This window comes from Bacillus sp. FSL K6-1012, assembly GCF_037964915.1.
Classification (GTDB): Bacteria; Bacillota; Bacilli; order Bacillales; family Bacillaceae; genus Bacillus; species Bacillus halotolerans.
The window spans coordinates 3,247,284-3,267,975 of the sequence record NZ_CP150175.1 but is presented as its reverse complement, the minus strand read 5'-3'; the positions used below and the strand labels follow the sequence as shown (position 1 = coordinate 3,267,975).

General features: G+C 44.3%; 21 protein-coding genes. 7 read left to right on the top strand and 14 right to left on the bottom strand.

What is annotated here, in order from left to right:
• The first annotated feature begins 51 nt into the window (after positions 1-51).
• The gene (locus NSS75_RS17030) at positions 52-267 is read left to right on the top strand and encodes a hypothetical protein (protein WP_099043587.1); all 216 of its coding nucleotides are present in this window, start codon (positions 52-54) and stop codon (positions 265-267) included.
• A gap of 37 nt (positions 268-304) precedes the next feature.
• On the opposite strand, the gene maeN is transcribed toward NSS75_RS17030, so the two are convergent.
• The 7 genes from maeN to maeL form a co-directional block, all read right to left on the bottom strand.
• Positions 305-1,651, bottom strand: a complete 1,347-nt coding sequence (gene maeN, locus NSS75_RS17025; protein WP_339234053.1) for a sodium/malate symporter MaeN — start codon at positions 1,649-1,651, stop codon at positions 305-307.
• A 153-nt stretch (positions 1,652-1,804) separates the two neighbouring features.
• Positions 1,805-2,764: a guanosine ABC transporter permease NupQ gene (gene nupQ / locus NSS75_RS17020; protein WP_024122669.1), complete on the bottom strand. Its 960-nt coding sequence runs from the start codon at positions 2,762-2,764 to the stop codon at positions 1,805-1,807.
• Entirely contained in the window at positions 2,765-3,811 is a 1,047-nt protein-coding gene (locus NSS75_RS17015) for an ABC transporter permease (RefSeq protein ID WP_101860029.1), read from the bottom strand.
• Positions 3,804-5,336 carry an ABC transporter ATP-binding protein gene (locus NSS75_RS17010; RefSeq protein ID WP_339234048.1) on the bottom strand — a complete coding sequence of 511 codons (1,533 nt, stop codon included), beginning with the start codon at positions 5,334-5,336 and terminating at the stop codon, positions 3,804-3,806. Before NSS75_RS17010 ends, NSS75_RS17015 begins: the two co-directional genes overlap by 8 nt.
• A gap of 132 nt (positions 5,337-5,468) precedes the next feature.
• Positions 5,469-6,548, bottom strand: a complete 1,080-nt coding sequence (gene nupN, locus NSS75_RS17005; protein ID WP_024122666.1) for a guanosine ABC transporter substrate-binding protein NupN — start codon at positions 6,546-6,548, stop codon at positions 5,469-5,471.
• 471 nt (positions 6,549-7,019) lie between these two features.
• The gene (maeM, locus tag NSS75_RS17000; RefSeq protein WP_024122665.1) at positions 7,020-7,727 is read right to left on the bottom strand and encodes a two-component system response regulator MaeM; all 708 of its coding nucleotides are present in this window, start codon (positions 7,725-7,727) and stop codon (positions 7,020-7,022) included.
• Complete coding sequence (gene maeL / locus NSS75_RS16995) at positions 7,720-9,321, bottom strand: two-component system sensor histidine kinase MaeL (protein WP_024122664.1); 1,602 nt, start codon at positions 9,319-9,321, stop codon at positions 7,720-7,722. The genes maeM and maeL overlap by 8 nt, the downstream gene beginning before the upstream one ends.
• Before the next feature lie 177 nt (positions 9,322-9,498).
• Here maeL and NSS75_RS16990 point away from each other — a divergent pair, with 177 nt between their 5' ends.
• Positions 9,499-10,056, top strand: a complete 558-nt coding sequence (locus tag NSS75_RS16990) for a YufK family protein (protein WP_024122663.1) — start codon at positions 9,499-9,501, stop codon at positions 10,054-10,056.
• 17 nt (positions 10,057-10,073) lie between these two features.
• Here NSS75_RS16990 and NSS75_RS16985 read toward each other — a convergent pair whose 3' ends face one another.
• The 3 genes from NSS75_RS16985 to NSS75_RS16975 form a co-directional block, all read right to left on the bottom strand.
• Complete coding sequence (locus NSS75_RS16985) at positions 10,074-10,487, bottom strand: thiol-disulfide oxidoreductase DCC family protein (RefSeq protein ID WP_024122662.1); 414 nt, start codon at positions 10,485-10,487, stop codon at positions 10,074-10,076.
• Positions 10,488-10,507: 20 nt separating this feature from the next.
• Positions 10,508-12,382 (bottom strand): transglycosylase domain-containing protein, encoded by a 1,875-nt coding sequence (locus tag NSS75_RS16980; RefSeq protein WP_024122661.1) that lies wholly within the window; start codon positions 12,380-12,382, stop codon positions 10,508-10,510.
• A gap of 92 nt (positions 12,383-12,474) precedes the next feature.
• Positions 12,475-13,653, bottom strand: coding sequence for a multidrug efflux MFS transporter (locus NSS75_RS16975; RefSeq protein WP_106019471.1), 1,179 nt, complete (start codon positions 13,651-13,653; stop codon positions 12,475-12,477).
• On the opposite strand from NSS75_RS16975, the gene NSS75_RS16970 reads away from it, so the two are divergent.
• Together NSS75_RS16970 and kapD are read left to right on the top strand one after the other, a co-directional pair.
• Complete coding sequence (locus NSS75_RS16970; RefSeq protein WP_339237667.1) at positions 13,586-13,789, top strand: hypothetical protein; 204 nt, start codon at positions 13,586-13,588, stop codon at positions 13,787-13,789. The two genes, NSS75_RS16975 and NSS75_RS16970, sit on opposite strands and share 68 nt — an antisense overlap.
• 77 nt (positions 13,790-13,866) lie before the next feature.
• Positions 13,867-14,484, top strand: a complete 618-nt coding sequence (kapD, locus tag NSS75_RS16965; RefSeq protein WP_024122659.1) for a 3'-5' exonuclease KapD — start codon at positions 13,867-13,869, stop codon at positions 14,482-14,484.
• A gap of 26 nt (positions 14,485-14,510) precedes the next feature.
• On the opposite strand, the gene NSS75_RS16960 is transcribed toward kapD, so the two are convergent.
• From NSS75_RS16960 to NSS75_RS16950, 3 genes are all read right to left on the bottom strand, one after another.
• Positions 14,511-14,897, bottom strand: a complete 387-nt coding sequence (locus tag NSS75_RS16960) for a kinase-associated lipoprotein B (protein WP_059334744.1) — start codon at positions 14,895-14,897, stop codon at positions 14,511-14,513.
• A gap of 45 nt (positions 14,898-14,942) precedes the next feature.
• Positions 14,943-16,229, bottom strand: a complete 1,287-nt coding sequence (locus NSS75_RS16955; RefSeq protein WP_024122657.1) for a HAMP domain-containing sensor histidine kinase — start codon at positions 16,227-16,229, stop codon at positions 14,943-14,945.
• A 125-nt stretch (positions 16,230-16,354) separates the two neighbouring features.
• Positions 16,355-17,518 carry a MalY/PatB family protein gene (locus tag NSS75_RS16950; protein ID WP_213417877.1) on the bottom strand — a complete coding sequence of 388 codons (1,164 nt, stop codon included), beginning with the start codon at positions 17,516-17,518 and terminating at the stop codon, positions 16,355-16,357.
• A gap of 87 nt (positions 17,519-17,605) precedes the next feature.
• Between NSS75_RS16950 and NSS75_RS16945 the strand changes: the two genes are divergently transcribed.
• The gene (locus NSS75_RS16945) at positions 17,606-17,866 is read left to right on the top strand and encodes a YugE family protein (RefSeq protein ID WP_024122655.1); all 261 of its coding nucleotides are present in this window, start codon (positions 17,606-17,608) and stop codon (positions 17,864-17,866) included.
• Between the two features lie 26 nt (positions 17,867-17,892).
• Here NSS75_RS16945 and NSS75_RS16940 read toward each other — a convergent pair whose 3' ends face one another.
• Entirely contained in the window at positions 17,893-18,717 is an 825-nt protein-coding gene (locus tag NSS75_RS16940) for an alpha/beta hydrolase (protein ID WP_095713965.1), read from the bottom strand.
• 149 nt (positions 18,718-18,866) lie between these two features.
• Between NSS75_RS16940 and NSS75_RS16935 the strand changes: the two genes are divergently transcribed.
• The gene (locus NSS75_RS16935) at positions 18,867-19,367 is read left to right on the top strand and encodes an Lrp/AsnC family transcriptional regulator (RefSeq protein WP_024122653.1); all 501 of its coding nucleotides are present in this window, start codon (positions 18,867-18,869) and stop codon (positions 19,365-19,367) included.
• Positions 19,368-20,528 carry an aminotransferase gene (locus NSS75_RS16930; RefSeq protein ID WP_024122652.1) on the top strand — a complete coding sequence of 387 codons (1,161 nt, stop codon included), beginning with the start codon at positions 19,368-19,370 and terminating at the stop codon, positions 20,526-20,528.
• The last annotated feature ends 164 nt before the right edge of the window (positions 20,529-20,692 follow it).

Below are 20,692 nucleotides of genomic sequence, written 5' to 3'. Positions count from 1 at the left end.
TGTATATTTAAAATCGCTCCTGATCAAGCTGTATGTAAGGAGCTGATCATGGTGAAGAGAAAGGTCCTTATGTGCTCAGGTTTATTCTGCTCGATATGTGCAGGGGCATTCATGCTGAATCAATATGACGGCCGTGCCCGTGTGGCAGACAATGATGATTGGGAACTGTATTTATTGGAGCATCACCTGTCAACTAAAATGAGTGAGGCGGAATCTAAGGATAGGCCGTTTGGGCCCAGGGAGTATATGCGGATTGTGAACAAATAAAAAAAGAGTTCCGTCTAAGACGGAACTCTTTTTCTGATTATGAAGTGAAAAAGCGAAGTAAAATCGTCGCGCAAATGACAGTTCCAGCTCCGCCAAGACGTGTAGAAATTTGGGCGAATGGCATAAGGCCCATTCTTCCTGAAGCGGACAAAATGGCGACATCTCCCGTTCCGCCGAGACCGCTGTGACAGCAGGTAACGATTGCGGATTCAACAGGGTACATGTTCATCAGCTTGCCTACAAAATATCCGGAAGAAATCATGGCAACGACAACTGAAATACAAATGATGACAAACGGAATAGAAATCACAGACGCCACGTCATCTAAAGGGATAAAGAGAATCCCGAGGCCTACCATAAGCGGCCATGTAAAGCTTGATGAAATAAACTTATAAAGCTGGTACGCGCCATCCTCCATTTTTTTCGGAAGGATATTTGCATATTTGATTGCAGCTGCTGAAATAATCATTAAAATAGCGCCCGGGATGAAGATAAATTTCTCCAGTAAACCGCCGAAAATAAAGAACGTACAAGCGATCAGGACTCCGGCTCCCATCAGTTTAAAGTCAATTTTAGCTTCAGCCTCTTTTTGATTGAAAATATCGTTCGCTTTCTTAGATTTAACGAGACGCCCATTGCCGTTTAGGTCAGGACGTTTTTCGCCCAGTTTTTTCATTAAAGCAGCACAGATAATAGCAAAAACGTTTCCAATGATAGCGGCAGGAACCAGCTGCGACACATACACATCAGCGGAAGACCCCAATATTTGCGAATAAGCAATCGAGAGCGGCAAAATTCCTTCACCTATTCCCCCGGCAATAATCGGCACAACGACAAAGAAAAAGGAATCATAGGCACTGTAGCCGAAGATGAATCCGACGAGCACGCCGGCCGCAACCGCCGCAATTGTGCCCGCTACTAAAGGAACGAACATTCTGATGAATCCCTGTATTAAAACAGTTCTGTTCATTCCAAGAATGCTTCCTACAACAAGACAAGCGATATAGAAATAAAGAAAGTTAGACGTTTTCATTAAATTGGTTACAGCATCTAATGATGATGGATTCAACACATTATAAAAAACTAAAAAAGATGGCACAAACAAAGATAAAATAGCAGGACCGCCAATATCCTTTAAAATCGGAATCCGCTGGCCGATATCGCCAAGAAAGACACCTAAAATCATAATGATGGCAAAACCGCCCAGCATGTTTGCAGGCAGCTCGTTGTAATAGGCCGCAAGAATAATAATGACAGCTAATGCTGTATATAATGGGAGAGGAATCACGCCGATTTCCCAAGTCCATATTTTCTTAAACAGGCTTTTCTCCTGTGCGTCTTTGTGCTCAGGTAAAACTTCCTCTGTTTTGTGAATTGCTCCCATTGTCATACACCCCCATGTATTGTTTGTTACAGTCTACAAGAAAGCGCTAACAAAGGATATTTTTTTAAGTTAAATAATTAATAAACAACTAAATTAATTGGGTATTTTGGAGCAGAAAAAATCCCTGAGAAGCCGCTTCCCAGGGAGATGTGGTTACCGTTTTCCTTTGATATAAGGCACACCATTTGCTTTTGGCGCATCTGCGCGTCCGATAAAGCCGGTTAAGGCGAGAATGGTTAATACGTAAGGGGCAATCAGCATATATACATTCGGTATGTCCTTAAAAAGAGGGAGCAGTGAGCCGATAATGCTTAAGCTTTGCGCGAATCCGAAAAACAGGGCAGCGCCGAGTGCGCCGATCGGATGCCATTTTCCGAATACAAGGGCGGCGAGTGCGATAAAGCCTTGCCCGGAAATGGTAGAGTGCGTAAAGTCGAGGGCAATCGTTGACGCATATACGCCGCCCCCGAGGCCGCCGAACAATCCGCTGATCATCACGCCGATATAGCGCATTTTGTAAACATTGATCCCCATAGTATCGGCCGCCATCGGATGTTCTCCGACGGAACGAATACGGAGGCCGAACGGGGTTTTAAACAAGATAAACCACGAAATAAAGGCCAGGACAATTGCGAGAATAGACGTATAATAGACATCTGAAAAGAAGATTTTTCCCAATACGGGGATGTCGCTCAAGCCGGGAATACTTGTTTTATAAAAAGGCTCGGGAATTTTGTCTGTTTGCGCCTTTCCGTAAATCAGCTTTACGATAAATAAAGTAGCCCCAAGCGCCAGCATATTAATGGCGACGCCGCTGACTGTCTGATCAGCGCGAAACGATATCGCCGCTGCCGCATGAATCAGTGAAAACAGCGCGCCGGCTGCCATAGCGGCAATGAGCGAAAGCCAAGGTGCTGCGGCTCCCAATTCAGGGCCTAAAAATAAATTGAATAAAACACTGGTGAATGCTCCGATAATCATAAGGCCTTCAAGGCCGATATTGACGACGCCTGATCTCTCGGAAAATACGCCGCCGAGAGCGGTTAAAATAAGCGGGGCTGCGTATACGAGTGTGGCAGGGACAATGATTGATACAATCTGCAGAAAGTCCACTTAGTTCGCCCCCTTTTTCTTCAATTTATCCGCGACAAAACGAATGGCATAGCTTGAAGCAACAAACAGAATGATAATGGCAATCACAATATCGACAACCTCAGAAGGTACGCCTGATTCAATTGGCATATTTAATGCCCCGATTTTGAGGCCGCCAAGCAAAGCTGCCGCAAGCACAACACCGACCGCAGTGTTCCCGCCCAGAAGAGCGACGGCAATACCGTCAAAGCCGACGCCGGTAAATGCGCCTTTGACAGCTGCGTATTCAAACGTTCCCAGGCCTTCCATGGCACCTGCAAGGCCTGCAAAAGCTCCTGAAATGAGCATGGAGGTCATAATATTCTTCCGCACGCTCATACCGGCGTACTGGGACGCATGCTGGTTGAATCCGACTGCCCGAAGCTCAAAGCCTTTCGTTGTTTTGTTAATCATAAACCACATAACAACAGCTGCGAGAAGGGCGATGACGATCCCCCAGTGAAGCCTTGAATAATCCGTAATCTGCTCAAGAAACGGCGAGCGCAGTGAGGCCGATTCGTGAATTTTTTCCGTCTTATCCTGATTGTCTGTCAGGACTTTTGAAATCAAATAATTGGTCATATGCAGCGCGATATAATTCATCATAATGGTGACAATGACCTCATGAACATAGAACCGTGCTTTTAAAAAGCCGGGAATAAATCCCCATAAACCGCCTGCTGCAGCCGCTGTGATCAGTGCAAGCGGCATATGAATATATGCCGGTCCGTCAAACGCCGTTCCGACCCAAACGGCAGCTGTCCAGCCCACTAGCAGCTGTCCCTCTACCCCGATATTGAAAAGCCCGGTTCGGAACGCGAAAGCAACAGCTAATCCGGATAAAATATAAGGTGTAATCTGCCGGACGGTTTCCCCGATGTAATAGATTTCTCCAAATATCCCATTCCATAAAGCGGAATAGCCGCTGATCACACTGTATCCGCTCGCAAGCATAATAAGTGCGCCGGCCAGCAAGCCAAGCATGATTGCAATGAGCGGCACGAGTAAATGAGAGAGTCGTTTAACCATTTGCTTTCCCCGCTTCCTTTTGCGTGCTTCCCGCCATCAAGAGGCCGAGCTCTTGCTCAGTCGTATCCTGCGGATTGACGCTGGATATGATGCTGCCTTCAAAAATGACAGCGATTCTGTCACTGAGATTCATGATTTCATCCAGCTCAAACGATAGAAGAAGAACGGCTTTTCCGGCATCACGCTGTTCAATGAGTTTTTTATGGACAAATTCAATCGCTCCGACATCAAGGCCGCGAGTCGGCTGGGCGGCGATTAACAAGTCAGGATTTCGGTCAATTTCCCTTCCGATTATTGCTTTTTGCTGGTTTCCGCCTGACAATGCCCGCGCGTGTGTATATTCATCGGGGGTTCTGACATCGTACTCGCTGATCAGGCTGCGTGCTTTCTTATACATTTCGCCTTTATGTAAAACACCGAATGCTGAATAAGGCTTTTTGTAATAGCTTTGGAGCACGATATTCTCACCGATCGGAAAATCCAAAACGAGGCCGTGTTTATGGCGGTCCTGTGGAATATGCCCGATTCCGGATTCCGTTACTTTTCTCGGCGTCAGGTTTTGTATCTGTTTTCCGTTTAAGGAAATGGTTCCAGACTCCGTTTTTCGGAGTCCTGTAATCGCTTCAATCAGCTCTGACTGTCCGTTTCCGTCAACGCCGGCTATGCCGACAATTTCTCCGGCATTGACAGAAAGCGATAAATTCCTTACAGCTTCTACTCCGCGAGTATCTTTTACAGTGATTCTGTCAATCGCCAGCACTTCAGATCCCGGCTGAGCCGCTTTTTTTTCTGTTTTGAACGATACCTCGCGGCCGACCATCAGACTGGCGAGCTCGTCTTGATTTGTATCCCGGACATCCAGTGATTTGATGCCTTTTCCTTTGCGGATAATGGTAACGCGGTCACAAACCTCCATGATTTCTTTCAGTTTATGGGTAATTAAAATAATTGATTTTCCCTCATTGACGAGGTTCTTCATGATTTGAATGAGCTCTTTGATTTCATGAGGCGTCAGCACAGCTGTCGGTTCATCAAATATCAGATTGTCAGCCCCGCGGTAGAGGGTTTTTAAAATTTCTGCACGCTGCTGCATGCCGACGGATATGTCAGCTACTTTTGCCTCGGGATTAATTTGAAGTCCGTATCGGTCGGAAATGTCCTGAACCTCTCGGACAGCCCGTTTTCGGTCAATCCGCCCGAGCTTTTTCGGCTCCTTCCCGAGAATAATGTTTTCAGCAACTGTAAATGTATCGACAAGCATAAAATGCTGATGCACCATGCCGATTCCGAGATCATTCGCTTTGTTCGGGCTGTTGATGTGCACCTTCTCACCGCGGACCCGAATTTCCCCCTTTTCTGGCTGATACAGCCCGAAAAGGACGTTCATCAAAGTTGATTTGCCCGCTCCGTTTTCACCGAGCAGCGCGTGGATTTCGCCTTTTTTGACCTGAAGATTAATGTTGTCATTTGCGACGATACCGGGAAACTCCTTGCGTATATTGAGCATTTCAATGACATATTCCACAGAATTGACCGCTCCTTTTTTCAAGATGCTTTTAAATAAGAGACTGGCAATAGAAAAGCCGCAAGGACATGTGCAGCTTTGCTCTGAAAGAAAAACAAGGGATAAGGGCTCTTCTCCTTATCCCCGCGATTCTTATTCAGCTTTGAAATTTTTCAGCTCTTTCTCTGTTCCCGGCACTTCTAATCCGTCGATGATTTTTTTCTTCCAATCATCAACTGCTTTGATTACATCATCCGATAGGTTTTGTTTAGAGGAAGAAATGCCGACTCCGTCTTGATCAAGTCCGTATGTAAGAGTTTCTCCGCCGGGGAATTTGCCTTCGCTTGCTTTCTTTGTTAAATCTTCAACTGCTGTATCAACCTTTTTGACCATGGAAGTAAGGGTGACGTTATCGTCTGTTCCTTCTACTTGGCCTTCTGCGTATTGATCTTTATCGACTCCGATCACCCAAACATCACGCTTCGGGTCTTCTTTTTTCAGGTTCTTGGCTTCTGTAAAGACACCTGTGCCGGTGGCGCCTGCGGAGTGGTAAATCACATCAACGCCTGACTTATACATGCTCTCGGCGGTTGCTTTTCCAACGTCCGCTTTATCGAATCCGCCCGCATACTTCACCTGGACAGTTGCGTCAGGTTTTACGGCCTGAACCCCTGCACGGAAGCCGACTTCGAATTTTTTGATTAACTCGGATTCCATGCCGCCCACAAATCCGATTTTTCCTGATTTGCTTGTTAAAGCTGCGGCCACTCCGACGAGAAATGAGCCTTCCTGCTCTTTAAACGTAATGCTTGCGACGTTGTCTTTATCGACAACTGCGTCAATAATCGCAAAGTTTGTATTTTTGCGCTGATCGGCGATTTCACTGATTGAATCTTCCATTAAATAACCAACGCCATAGATCAAGTCGAAATTCTCACGCGCTAATTTATTTAAGTTTGTTGTATAATCTGCATCTGATTTAGATTGCAGGTAGTCGTATCCGTTTTTTCCTTTTTCCAGGCCATTATCTTTACCGAAGGCTTGGATGCCTTCCCATGCTGATTGGTTAAAAGATTTGTCATCAACCCCGCCAATGTCGGTGACCATCGCCACACTGAATTTGTTTTTGCCCTCACTGTTTCCGCTGCTTTTTTCGCTGTTTCCGCATGCGCCTAAAATGGTGCCCGCTGCGATTACAAGTGACATCGCCAATCCGATTTTGCGTTTATTCAAGATATAACCCCCCAGAAAAATTTGGCCTAAGCTGATCCGGTCAGTCATGAGATGGGATGCCTCACTCAATTCTTAGAATCGATAAAATTTTCAGATAATAACAATTAGAATGAGCTGAGACAGTTCTGATCTTCCCTTAGTAAGTGTGGCGTGAATGTTTCCTTCGAAAGGCGGGGAAGAGAAGGATGCGGAAGGTGTTCCGGGCGGAAAACCGTGACATCTCTTTCTGAAGTGTGACTTATGACTTAGTCTAGGGATCAACTAACCACTCATAATTTATCATTTTACTTACAAGAAATAAATAGAATTACGCATTATTTTTTAAAAAATAAGTATTTTTAGAATTATATACTCAAATATACAAAAAAGTCCTTTATTATTCTTGTATAGCTTATTGGCGAAAGGTTCAAGCACCTTGGCAAGAGATGTGACAGAAAAAAACGCACTGCTCGACATGAACAGTGCGTTTTTTTATAAATATTGCTTAATTCCGTTAAGGTTGCCTGTATTGACATTGTACTGAAACACTGGTCTTCCGATCGTTCCGTACGCCATTTCGACATTCAGAACCTGTATATCCTCAAGAAATTTTAAGTATTTTCGGATGGATACTTGAGATATTTCAGTATGATTTGCCAGGTCTTCTGTCGTAAAGGACTCGTTTTCAAAGGATTGAATGCTGGACCAAATCAGCTTCAGCGTGCTTTTTGTCAGCCCTTTTGGCAGGTGCACTTTTTCTGTCGCTTCCTTCTTATGAAACAGTTCCGCGTCCAATTCTTTTTGGCTCATGTTTCGATGGGTGGAATACACTTTTTGTTTTCGTCTGTAATCAGAAAGGGCAGTCTGAAAACGTTCAAATTCAAACGGTTTGATTAAGTAATCCACAGCTCCGTAACGAAGTGTTTTTTTGATGACGTCCAGCTCGCTTGCCGCAGAGATGACAATCACGTCAACCGCTTCATTTTGGGCTCTCAATTCCGTCAGCAGCTCAAGCCCGTTTTTGCCCGGCATATAAATATCAAGCAAAATAAGATCGATATGATGCTCTCCTAAAATATGCAGAGCGCTTTGAAAGGAAGAGGCGATACCTTTCAGCTGAAAGCCTTCTATTTGGCTTAAATATCGTTTATTTAATTCACCCACCATGGGGTCATCTTCAACTATTAGTACATTAATCATGGTTTTCCTCCTTCGGTTCGTACGGGATGCGAAGACTGAATGTGGTTCCTTCATTTTTTTCGCTGGTGATAATCATTTGGCCCTTTAAATTCTCCATGCTTTGCTGGGTGAAATAAAGGCCGAATCCCCGGTTTTTGCCCTTTGTTGAATAGCCTTGTTCGAATACCTTGACTTGGTCTTCTTCGGACATGCCGGCTCCTGTATCGGTAATTTCGATGTCCAATATCTTGTCATGAAAACGCATGGACATCGTGATTTGTTTTTTCGGCATATTGGCAACAGCGTCCAAGGCGTTGTTGATGAGATTCCCGATAATCGTAATCAGTTCATGAATGACTGAAGGATCTGCTGCGTTTGGAATAACCCCGCTGCATTCAATATCGAGATTTGCGCCCTGCTCTCGTATGTAGCTCTGTTTTCCCAACAGAAATCCGGCCAGCACGGAGCTTTTAACATCATTTATGATTTCACTCGTTTCTGATTTTTGCTGAATGGCAATATCTTTAATATAATCTCCAAGATCGTCATACTCTTTCAGCTGGACGAGACCTAGTATCACATGCAGTTTGTTCATAAATTCATGAGACTGCGCTCTCAGTGCGTTTGCATACATTTTAACACCGGAAAGCTGTTCAGCTAAATGTTTTACCTCGGTTTTGTCCCGGAATGTCGCAATCGCTCCGACGGTTTGTCCTTTTAGCTGGATGGGCACTTCATTAAATACAAGCTCTAATCCGTTAATGCGCACATCTCTGTCTTGAAGAGGTTTTCGGGTCTCAATGACATTTTTCAGACGGCTCTTCGGCAGGATGTCATTGACATCCTGATCGACGGGATTTGTTTCTATGCCCATTTTAATGAAAAGGCGCTTTGCTTCGGCATTGGCAAGCTTGATTTTACCGTGTTCATCGACAGCGAGTATGCCTTCTTTCGTTGATTCAAGCATGGCGCTCCGTTCTTGAAGAAGTGTCGCGATTTCATACGGTTCAAGTCCGTACATGATATTTTTCACCGTGCGTGCGACGATAACAGCTCCGATGACGCCGACGAATATACTGACGCAAATAATAAAATAGAGCGGCCGTAAGCTGTGGCTGATGACTTCGTCAATTTCATTCACTGTGATGCCGACCGCAACGGCTCCGACTTGTTTTCCATTCTTAGCGTAGACAGGCACGAACGCTCTCTGCGATTTCCCAAGCGTGCCTGAGGCAGTGCTGATATGGACATGTCCTTTTAATACTTCGGCTTCATCTCCGCCCCTGAATTTTTTTCCGATTTTGCTGTGGTCCGGATGGGTTCTGCGAATGCCGTTCATATCCATGACAACGACAAATTCTGTGCCGGTAATTTTCTGGACGTCCAGCGTGTAGCTGAGCAGTTCCTTCTGGTTTTTTCCGCTCTCCAAAGCGGAGGCAGTAATCGGTGCGTCGGCAACCATTTCAGCCGTTTGCAGCGCTGTGTCTCTTTCCTGATCACGTATCCTTTTAGAGGTTTGGGCACCGACAGTAAAAAAGGTGATGAGCAGTGCGATTAACACGACGATACAGACAAATATGGTGAGTCTGGTTTGCAGTTTTAATGTTTTTTTCATATAAAACTTCCTTACGTTTTATGATTCCTGCGTACTACTTTACTCTCAAAATGCCGCTTTGTGAAGATTTGGGACCGTAATTCGTAAAAAGGAGAAAAAATGGAATAATTTATCTTGTCAATGTGTTTTAAGTCCTCCATAATAAATGAGGTAGATTACAGAAAGGGACTTTTTTATATGAAAAATACTTATTTGACAGGATACTTTCCGCTGATTGCGATCCTGCTTTTTAGTTCGTCTTTATCCATTTCAACTTCACTCTATGCATTGAAGATGCTGTCTTCATTTGGAATGTACGATGGGATGCTCGATTACTTCTCTGAGAAAGGAATCAGACTTGCGTTATTTGCGGCCTTTGCACTTTTATATTTTATGGTTCTGTCCGCTCTGAAATTAATTGCAAATACCGTGACTGAGCTGTCACTGCTGTTTTTCGCAAATGATCCGGAAGGAAACAACCTGAAAACAGTCAGAATGGGCTCTATCATATATTTAGGCGGCGGGATCTTATCCTTTGTGCTATTGCAAAATGTCATCTGGATTGTGATCTGGTTTGCAGTTGTTACACTTGCTTACTTTGTGTTCGTTGTTTACCGGATTTATTCAACACTTTCTATCATGTCATTGGTCGGATTCATTCTGTTGGAACTGCTGTTTTGGTTTACATTTGTTATCGGTATTCTGTTCATATTTATCAAGCTTTATAATAGCATAATGGCTAGCTTACCTGTGTAAGCTAGCCATTTTTTCGTTTATGGTAAAAATCTATTTTTTATAGAAGGGGAGGGGAGCATACATTCATTTTTTTTGCCGAACCACTTATAGCGGTTTTTGGCAATAAAAGAATAGAGTATATCTCTGACAGGTTTCGGAACTGCAAAAAACAGGACGAAGAGCCGCCATGGGCCCCGCAGATGCCTGAAAACCTTTATGGCTGCAGTTGACTTAGTGTAAACCTGGCCGTCTTCAATAAAGACAAAGCTGTCAAAATGCTCAGTCGGAAGCCCGCTTTTTTTCAGCAGGCTCTGTCCTGTTTCCGATTGAAGCGATGCAAATGAAATCAAACCGTTTGGATCACGCTTTATGATAAATTGAACGGCACCGTTGCATAAGTTGCACACACCGTCAAACAGCAATACGCGATTTGGAATTTGTTTTGATGTCACTGCAGATCCCCTCCGATTCTTTAATAAGCTGCCTGCAGCGTTCCTTTCCAGATGGAAAGCTGAGGGCTGATACTGTGAAGGTATTCAACGCTGCTCGGTGTATCTTTTCCGACCCAGACACCCATTGTGTACGTATCTGTCAGGCCGACGAACCACATATCATGATAATCATTTGAGGTTCCCGTTTTACCGCCGATATAAGGCGCTTTGAAATATGCTTTTTTCCCTGTCCCGCTTTTGACAACGGAAGACATCAGTTTTTTCAGCTGCATGTTTGTGCGGACGCTGAATATCTGTGTCGCTTTGTCATTCCATTTATAAATCGTTTTTCCTTTTAAATCCGTCACTTTTGTAATCGCGTGGCTCGGCGAGTAGCTTCCGCTGTTGCCGAATGTTGTATACGCCTTTGTCATCTCAAGAGGCGTCATGCCGTGTGTAAATCCGCCAAGCGCCGCCGGCAGAAGATAGTCGCTGTTGACAAGCTTTGAAAAATGATACGGCTCAATATAGCTGAATGCTTTTTGGATGCCAACACGGTCCAGCATTCTGATGGCCGGTGTATTATACGAGTTTTTAAACGCTGTATCGAGCGTTACTGTGCCGTATGTGCGGTTATTGTAGTTTTGCGGACAGTAGTCCCTGCTGCAAAATTTGCCGGCATCAATTGTACTGCTTGCCGTCGCACCTGTCTGTTCAATATAAGGTCCGTAATCGAGAAGCGGCTTAATGGATGACCCTGGCTGTCTGTATGCTTGGTAGGCACGGTTAAAATCATACTTATGATAGTTTTTGCCGCCGGATAGAGCGACAACTTGATGCGTCTGGTGATTAATCACAGCCGCTCCGCCCTGTACGCCCGCATACGGAAGCTTCGAATTCATTTGTGCCACGACTTGATTTTGCATGTACGGATCAAGTGCGGTATAAATTTTTACGCCGTCTTTCAGAAGTGTGCTGACTCTGGCGGACAGCTCGTTTTCTATCTTGTCTTTTTGTTTTCCTGACGCTTTTTGAAGACGCTTATCAAAGCCTTCAGATTCAGACACTAGTTGAGTGAATTCATCATTTACGTAGGAAACGTAGTCCGGATATTTGTCTTCTTTCTCTTCGACATCCAGTTTGATTTTTTGTTTTACGGCTTTTTTCAGCTCTTTGTCCGTAATGACTCCGGCATTTTTTAACCCTTTAAGCAAGCGTTCTTGACGGCTTTTCGTGTAGTCAAAATGCTTGAGAGGATCATATAATGTAGGGTTATTAGGTATAGCGCAAATAAAAGCCATTTCTCCCAGTGTGAGAGATTTCAGCGGTTTGCTGAAATAGAATTCAGCAGCTGATCCGACGCCATAAACGCCGTTATTAAAATAAATCGTATTTAGGTAGGCTTCAAGAATCTCATTTTTCGTATACTTTTTCTCAAGCTGATAGGAGTACGCGAGCTCAGTCAGTTTGCGGCTGAAGGAGCGCTCGTGGCTCAAATACAAGTTTCTTGTAAGCTGCTGTGTGATGGTGCTGGCCCCCTGGTCAATCTTTTTGTCCTTCACGTTGGAAGCGGCCGCCCGCACCATCCCCATAAAGTCAAAGCCTTTATGTTCGTAAAAATGGCGGTCCTCGGAAGTTAAAAATATCTGTTTGACTTCTTCGGGAATCTTCTTGAAGGGAACCAGCACACGGTTCTCATCATCGCTGACGATTTCCGAGACCAGAGATCCGTCCCTGTCGTACATGTAGCTGTTCTGAACAAGGCTGATCTCTTTCAAATCAATATTCTTATCAAGCACCTGATCCAGGGACTTCATTTGTTTTACTTCTTTTCCGGAAGCGATAACTGTAAATGCAAACAATGGGATTATGCAAAGGAGCAAAATCCATCCGATAATTTTTCGTAACATGGTCACTCTCTTTTCTCCTAAATTCTAGCCATATCGTACCATTCTTTTGAGTTTACGAGAAGGTTAAATTTAGAAGACTCCTCAATTTTTGCTGAGAATCAGCTTGCTTTGGCATACGATTCTTTTTGGAATTTCTTCATGATCCAAAGCAGGCAGGCACCTGCGAAAAAGAGAAATGCTGTGACATAAAAGGCTGCAGAGATATTGAAGTGACTCGATATAATACCGCCGAGAAGAGGTCCGAGAACGTTTCCTAAAAAGCGAAAGCTGACATTGTAGCCGAGGACCTCTCCCTGGATGGAGCCGGGAGCCTGAACGCGGATTGCCGCTGTGATGCATGGCAGAAGGCCGCCCATCGCCATCCCGAATAAAAACCTGAAAACAAGCAGCACACTGAATGAAGAAGCGAGTGCCTGCGGAATAAAAAATAAAGAGGCGGCGATTAAAAGCCCGATTAAGATGCGGCGGTGGCCGTAGCGGTCTCCTAAATCTCCCCATTTTCTTGCCAGAAGCAAACTGCCGAGTCCGGTTGCCGAAAATGCCATGCCGGAGAAAAAGGCCAGATTGTCAGATCCGTGCAGCTCGTTTACATATAAAGCGAGCAACGGCTGGATACTGAAATTTCCTGTTTGAATCAGCATGGTTAACAGCATCATGACCCAAAGCGCGGGCTGGTGAAAAATATAGGAGAGCACTTCTTTTCTCGTATAAGACTGACGTTTATTTATCTTCTCTGTGAGCGGCTGTTCTTTGACCCCGAATAACACGAGAAGAACGGCTGAGAAAATCACAAAGGATGTGATAAAAAAGGTATACGTAAAGCCGAAGTGGTCAGCAAGAACGCCTCCCAAAAGCGGGCCGAACAAGCTTCCGGACACTTGCCCCATTTGGAGCGTGCCAAGCGTTTTGCCGGCTGAGCTTTTAGGCGTCTGCGCGGAAATCATTGCAAGGGATGTCGGGATAAATCCGGTTACAAGTCCCATTGCCATACGCAGAAAAAACAATTGATAAACCGACGTGACAAAGCCCATTAATAAAATGCTGACGGCAATGCCGGTTCCGGTTGTCAAAAGGATTTTCTTGTAACCGCGTTTGTCTCCGAACCGCCCCCAGAATGGGGATACCAAAAAAGCCATTAAAAATGTAATGCCGAACACATAACCGCTCCACCTTTGCACAAAGCTGTTGGAAAAGGTGCTGAGCGTCTCAATATACAAGGAGAGAAACGGGACGATCATCGTTGTGCTGGCTGATACAAAGAAATTCGCCAGCCACACAATGACAAAGTTTTTCTTGCGGATAGAAATAACATCACCTTCTTATTATTTCGGGTTCCTTACTAATTATAAAGAAACAGTGCACCATTTAAAAGAAACAATGCGGCTGGGAAAATTCATTATTTTTAGAAAATGAAGAAATGAAGAGAAGGAGAATTGATATACTATAAAGATAGCATTCTTCTGATCGGAGGAAAGGCAGGTGTAAAAATAGTGGAGGCAGGCAACTTACTCATTATTGATTTCGAATTTACGATGCCCGAAGGAAAATACAGTCCGCAAAATTTTTTTCCGGAAATCATTGAAGCAGGAATTGTAAAGTCGGTTAATGGTGAAGTAGTTGAGACGTTTTCGAGTTATATCAGGCCGAAAAAATTCCCCAAGCTGACGAAACGCTGCAGATCATTTTTAAACATTACGCAAAACCAGGTAGATGAGGGGATGAGGTTCGAGGACTTTATCCGTAAATTAAATGAGCTTGATCCTGAAAAAAATTGCACGATCATCACATGGGGAAACATGGATATGAAAGTGCTGAAGCAAAATTGTATGTTTAACCATATTCCTTTCCCTTTTAAAGGGGAGATGAGAGATTTATCGCTTGAATATAAAAACTTTTTTGGAGACCGGACACTGACCGGCTTGTGGAAGGCCGCGGAAGAGTACGGAGATAAAGGAACCGGCACCCATCATAAGGCGCTTGACGATGCTCTTACAGCCTATAAGCTTTTTAAGCTTGTCGAGCAGGATAAGCAGTATCTTGAAAAACCAAAACCGCCGACAATCGGCGAGAGGATTGATTTATCTGAACTGTTCCGGCGCGCCACATAAAAAACCCAATCTTTTGTCAGACTGGGTTATGGCCGAGTGAAGTATTCTTTTTCTAAAACGTCCAGATTATTCAGGGAGCGCTTTGCCCATTCTGAATCATCTCCGGTCAGTTTGGCTCTCAGCTGTGCAACCGCTTCCCGCAAAGACTCGTTATAATCCGGCACTTCACTGTCATAGGGCTTCACCATATGATGAGGGATATTGGTCTGTTCGCCGAAAGCGAGCGCTCTTCTCTCATGGAAAAACGGCACATCTGCCTGTTTTGGATTGTGAAGGTCTCCTTGAGCGGGATGGGTAAGAACCGCCTTGATTTTGACTAAATAATGCTGCGGTCTGCAATCTGTTATTTCTCCTATGTATACACCTGTTTTGTAAAACCCTTTTACGATAGAGCCTTTCTCAAATGTACTCATCTGTTATCACCTCGCATTCATTCTATAAAAGTTCCAATTGATTTGCTAGTGAGGAAGGTCGGCAGGGAGCTTGATCGTCACAATGGTTCCTCTTTGAAAGCTGCTGCTGAACGAAATGGTTCCGTGATGGTGTTCAATGATGGAAAACGTCACAGTCAGTCCAAGTCCCGTTCCGTTCGTTTTTAAAGAGTAATAAGGTTCACCCAGCTTCTGCATTTGGTGATCCGTCATGCCGACACCGTTATCTGAGATTTTGATTACGATCATATGGCCGCTTCTTTTGGCTGAAACTTGGATGACCCCTTTACCCGGGGGAACGGCTTCAATGCTGTTTTTCATGAGGTTGATCACAGCCTGCTTCAGCTTTGTTGCATCCCCGTATACCAAAAGGTCCGGCTCGGCGTCCGCCTCTACTGTCACAGATTTGTAATTGGCATACGAAATCATGAGGGAGCTCGTCTCTCTGATAAGAGAAGATAAATCAAAAATCTCTTTTTCATATAATTGCTGTTTGGCGATATCAAGATAATTTGTAATAATGCCCTGAGCCCGGTCAAGCTCTGACAGCACAAGCTTTTTATAATCCGCACTGGATTTGTTTTGAAAGGATTCATCATTAAAAAGCAGCTGGACAAATCCCCGGACAACTGTCAGCGGATTTCTAACTTCATGAGCCACACTTGCCGCAAGTTCACTCACAATCTCCATTTTTTCCGAATGAATAAGCTGGGAACGCAGGGCGATATTTTCTGCGATGCTTTCTATAATATAAATGCTTAAAAGAAGAACGATGCAGCGGAACAAACCCGATACAGCTGCCTCATAATATAAGGATTCTGAATTTTGAAAATTTAAAATATTCACGGCGGAAAAAACCAAGATGGAGGCGAAAAATAAGAAGATCTCCAAGCAACCGATGAATAAAGACAGCAGCAGTTTTCTCGCTTTGGACATGAATGGCCACTTTTTTTGAAGCAAAATTGGGATGATGATATGAAAAGGCAGCAAAGTAAAAACAAAAATGGCGGAAGGCTCAAAAAACAGCAGTTCAAAACATAAGACGGATGCGGCGACTGTTAGCCCGGAAGCAGTGTTTATGTAAAATAAACAAATGATGACAGGAATGATTTGAAGACCGTATTGGATGTAGTCCATTTCCTGTATAGGGAAGATAATGCATAAAACGGAGGCGCCGCATGCAAATAACGTGACCAATCCGTTGTTGATTTTTGGTACAAGGATTGACGGTTTTCCAAGCCAAAACACTTGGTAAAGAAGAATGGGAAACAAAATAAAGCAAATATGCAGGAGATAGTCTTTTAGAATTTCCATTCGAGTGAAATCCTTTCGTATAAAATATGAATCTATTATAACACTTATCATTAGAAGTAAAATACAAAATTTCTTTATAAAGAACGCCTTTACGATTGATGCGTAAAGGCGTTTGTGACGAATATTTACTCCAACGCTGTTTTTATTCGGCGCAGTCCGTCCTGCAAGGTTGCCAGAGGGCACCCTGCATTCAAACGCATAAATCCTTCTCCGCCAGGGCCGTATTTCTTGCCGGGCTCCAAAATAATTTTCCCTTTGTGCAGCATCTTTTGCTGCAGCTCTGCATCAGACAGGCCGTATGCGCGGAAATCGAGCCAGATCAGGTAAGACGCATCAGGCTTCATCATCTTGACATTCGGGAGCTCGCTGGTCAAAAAGGCTGCCGCCTCATCCATATTTTTCTCAAGATAAGATATCAGTTCATCAAGCCACGGCCCGCCATTTGAGTAAGCGGCTTCGATTGCGCTCACGGCAAACGCGTTTAATCCGCCTAAACCGTTTCGCTGCAGGCTTGCTGAAAATTTGGCGCGCTTCAGCCGGTCTGGAATAATAATTGCTGACGCCTGCAAACCCGCGATGTTAAACGTTTTGCTCGGTGCTGCGCAAGTCACAGAAATCTCAGCGAAATCGTCAGAGAGAGAGGCGAACGGTGTATGGGTATTTCCGTAGAGCATCAAATCGGAATGAATTTCATCTGAAACGACTGTAACGCCGTGTTCAAGGCATAATTCGCCGAGCTTCAGCAAATCTTCCCGGCCCCAGGCACGCCCTGAAGGGTTATGCGGATTGCATAAAATAAACATTTTGACGCTCGGATCACTGATTTTTGTCTCCAAATCTTCAAAATCCATTACATATGTTCCGTCTTTTTCTTTAAGAGGATTATGTAAAATACGCCGGCCGTTTTTCTCAATCATATGGTAAAAAGGCGTGTAAACAGGGGATTGGACAATCACTTGATCCTTTGGTTCTGTAAAAGCCTGAACCGCCATGCCTAAAGCTGTGACCACACCGGGACTGAATGTAATGCTTTCCGGGTTCACCTTCCAGCTGTGCCGGTTATGCATCCATGCACACACTGCATCTTTTGTTTTCTGATCTGGAGCTGTATATCCGAAAATCCCTTGTTCCAGACGCTGTTTTAATGCTTCTGTTATGGCTTCCGGCGCACGAAAATCCATATCCGCCACCCACATCGGGAGTGCGTCTGTCACGCCGAATAATTCGCCTGCCTTGTCCCATTTGACGGATTGGGTGCCGAGGCGCTGTTCTTGTTTATCAAAATTCATTCTGTTCCACCTCTTATGTATGTTTATTTTTCTTAGCGTAACTATGATAAAATAGATCTGCAAATTTTATTATAAGCGGTGATGAAAATGGAAGAAAGTCAAGCGGTCAGGGAAATGATCAATGTCATTGCCAAATGGGACCCGTTTAAATATGGTGAAGATTTTTATGAAACGGAGGCTGTTGATGTCGTACAGGCCGTCTATGATGAAGACGATCCTGAAGTGTTAGCGAAAAGCATACAGCATATTTTCGAAGCTTCTTTTGAACAAACACTTCCGATCGACAGCTGCCGGAATGTGGCTGGCCAGCTGCTGTTCATTAAAGACAGCAGCTCTTGCACGCCTTGAAAAAACCGGTATACAAACCGGTTTTTTTATTCTGTGATAAACTCTGCAATTCGTTCGGAAACGAATTCAGGGCGTTCTTCCGGCACCAAATGCCCTGTTTCCCGCAATGAATACAGTTTGGAATCCGGCAGGTCACGGTGCAGGCGTTCGCCGATTTTCAACGGAACCACCTTGTCCTCCTCGCCCCAAATCAATAAAGCGGGTTTGTTGATTTTTTTCAATTCCTCACACTGTAAATCTCCTTCTCTGTGCCGGATGAACCTCGTCATTGCTTTGAAAATCTGTTCATCTTGAAAAGGTTTGCCGTAGCCGTCAATCATCGCCTCGTCTATCAGCGATTTGTTGTGAACGACATTTAATAAGTTTTTCATCACGCCTTCTTTGGAAAGCCAGCGTTTGATATAAAGATGAAAATATGGGAGGTGAGTCCCGAAGATAATCGTCGGGTGCGAGCGTTTTAAATAACCTGAACTGCAAAGAAGCACAATCTTCGAGAAGAGCTCAGGCTTTAATAGAGCAGCCGACAGCGATATCTGTCCTCCCATCGAATGCCCGACAAGCGCCGCCTGTTTGACTTGCAAGTGCTCCAGGAGTCCGATGATAAGCATGGCGAGGTTTTGATAGGTATATATAAATGTCCTTGATTTTTCTGATTGGCCGAAAGGAGGCAAATCGAGCGCGATGATGTCATACTGGTCCCGAAGCAAGGGGATTAATTTTCTGAAGCTGAAAGCAGAAGATAAAAAACCGTGTACGCAGACAATTGTTTGTTTGCCTGGATTTTGATAGTGCTCATAATATACATGTACTCCTCCGACTTTAACACGCCTTATTGGTGTAACCGCCTCCATTTTGCCGTCACTCCCTTCATAGGATGTCCTGTATTATGCCCTGAAATTGTCAGTTCTAGCGGAAGTTTCTCCTCGTTTTTTCTTAGCATTCGTCAAAAAACGTGATATAATGTCATGAGATTTCTTGACATTGCAAAGGTGTGAATTGAATGAAATTGACCGAGAAAGAAACAGAAATATTAGAAATTTTAGACGAAAACAGCCGCGCCGATCTAGAAACAATCGCAAAGATGGCCGGTATCCCTGTAAATGAAGTAAAAGCGATCATTGACAAATTGGAAAAAGAAAAGGTTATTATCGATTATTCCGCTATGATCGACTGGCGGAAGGTGGACGGCCATGAAGGCGTGACAGCCATGATTGATGTGAAAGTCACTCCGAAGCGCGGAGTCGGTTTTGACGAAGTGGCGGAGCGGATTTACCGATTCCAGGAGGTAGAATCAGTCTACCTGATGTCAGGCGTATACGACCTGTCTGTCGTGATCCGCGGCAATTCAATGTCTGACGTTGCGCGTTTCGTATCTGATAAACTGTCAACTCTTGATTCAGTTGTGTCTACGACAACACATTTTATCCTGAAAAAATACAAGCATGACGGCAAAGTATTTGAAACGGGAGACGACGACAAAAGAATCGTGGTGTCACCGTAAATGACTTCTTATTTATCCGATTATGTACAACAAATAAAACCATCCGGCATCCGCAGATTCTTTGATTTGGCGGCAACGATGGAAGGGGTTATTTCTTTAGGAGTCGGAGAACCTGACTTTGTAACGGCTTGGAATGTCCGTGAAGCAAGCATTCTTTCCCTTGAACAAGGGTATACGTCATATACCGCTAATGCAGGTTTATACTCATTGAGGGAGGAAATCAGCCGTTATGTCAGCAGCCGGTTTGGTCTTACATACTCTCCTGACGATGAACTGATTGTGACGGTAGGGGCGAGTCAGGCTTTGGATATTGCGATCCGCGCCATTGTAAATCCCGGTGAGGAAGTGATTATTCCTGAGCCGTGTTTTGTGGCGTATGAATCGCTTGTGTCTTTGACAGGCGGCGTCCCTGTTCATGTCCATACGACGGCTGATAAAGGTTTTAAAGCGACTGCTGAGGATTTTGAAGCGGCAGTGACCGAAAAAACAAAGGCCATTCTCATTTGTTCGCCTTCGAATCCGACCGGCTCGGTTTACTCAAAGAAAGAGTTACATGAAATTGCTGAGTTTGCCAAAACACATGATTTGATCGTACTGAGCGACGAGATTTACGCAGAACTGACATACGATGAGGAATTTACAAGCATAGCAGCATTCCCGGGGATGAAAGAGCGGACGGTTGTCATTTCGGGATTTTCAAAGGCGTTTGCCATGACAGGCTGGAGACTCGGTTTTGCCGCGGCGCCTTCAGAAATTCGCAACGCGATGCTTAAAATCCACCAGTATGCGATGATGTGCGCGCCTGCAATGGCGCAATATGCAGCGCTTGAAGGATTAAAAAACGGAATAGAAGACGTAGAAAAGATGAAAAAGAGCTACCGAAGAAGGCGTAATTTGTTTGTCGAAACGCTAAATGAAATCGGTCTCAGCTGCCACCATCCGAGCGGTGCTTTCTATGCTTTCCCATCCATCAAAAGCACTGGGATGAGCTCAGAACAGTTTGCCGAGGAGCTGCTGATGCAGGAAAAAGTAGCCGTTGTTCCCGGTAATGTGTTTGGGCCGAGCGGAGAAGGATATATCCGCTGTTCGTATGCGACATCAATTGAACAGCTGCAAGAAGCATTGGTCAGAATGAAGCGCTTCTTACACAAAACAACATAAAAAAAGATACGAACCTTTTGTTCGCATCCAATAAAAGGGGGAATACTAGAAAGCCTTTGGTATTTGCAGTATGCCCTCTTTTTGATATGCTTAAACCTGATATCATATTAAAAAAAGTTTCCTTTGCGGAAATGAGACATGTATGATATAATTTTAAATTGCGT

What these genes read in the sequence shown, in the direction of transcription:
- NSS75_RS16930 (WP_024122652.1), top strand. Translation starts at nt 19,368, where the DNA reads ATGACTTCTTATTTATCCGATTATGTACAACAAATAAAACCATCCGGC.
- NSS75_RS16960 (WP_059334744.1), bottom strand. Translation starts at nt 14,897, where the DNA reads ATGAGTACATTTGAGAAAGGCTCTATCGTAAAAGGGTTTTACAAAACA.
- NSS75_RS16945 (WP_024122655.1), top strand. Translation starts at nt 17,606, where the DNA reads ATGGAAGAAAGTCAAGCGGTCAGGGAAATGATCAATGTCATTGCCAAA.
- NSS75_RS16935 (WP_024122653.1), top strand. Translation starts at nt 18,867, where the DNA reads ATGAAATTGACCGAGAAAGAAACAGAAATATTAGAAATTTTAGACGAA.
- maeL (WP_024122664.1), bottom strand. Translation starts at nt 9,321, where the DNA reads ATGAAAAAAACATTAAAACTGCAAACCAGACTCACCATATTTGTCTGT.
- maeM (WP_024122665.1), bottom strand. Translation starts at nt 7,727, where the DNA reads ATGATTAATGTACTAATAGTTGAAGATGACCCCATGGTGGGTGAATTA.
- NSS75_RS16955 (WP_024122657.1), bottom strand. Translation starts at nt 16,229, where the DNA reads ATGGAAATTCTAAAAGACTATCTCCTGCATATTTGCTTTATTTTGTTT.
- maeN (WP_339234053.1), bottom strand. Translation starts at nt 1,651, where the DNA reads ATGGGAGCAATTCACAAAACAGAGGAAGTTTTACCTGAGCACAAAGAC.
- NSS75_RS16950 (WP_213417877.1), bottom strand. Translation starts at nt 17,518, where the DNA reads ATGAATTTTGATAAACAAGAACAGCGCCTCGGCACCCAATCCGTCAAA.
- NSS75_RS16990 (WP_024122663.1), top strand. Translation starts at nt 9,499, where the DNA reads ATGAAAAATACTTATTTGACAGGATACTTTCCGCTGATTGCGATCCTG.
- NSS75_RS17015 (WP_101860029.1), bottom strand. Translation starts at nt 3,811, where the DNA reads ATGGTTAAACGACTCTCTCATTTACTCGTGCCGCTCATTGCAATCATG.
- NSS75_RS16940 (WP_095713965.1), bottom strand. Translation starts at nt 18,717, where the DNA reads ATGGAGGCGGTTACACCAATAAGGCGTGTTAAAGTCGGAGGAGTACAT.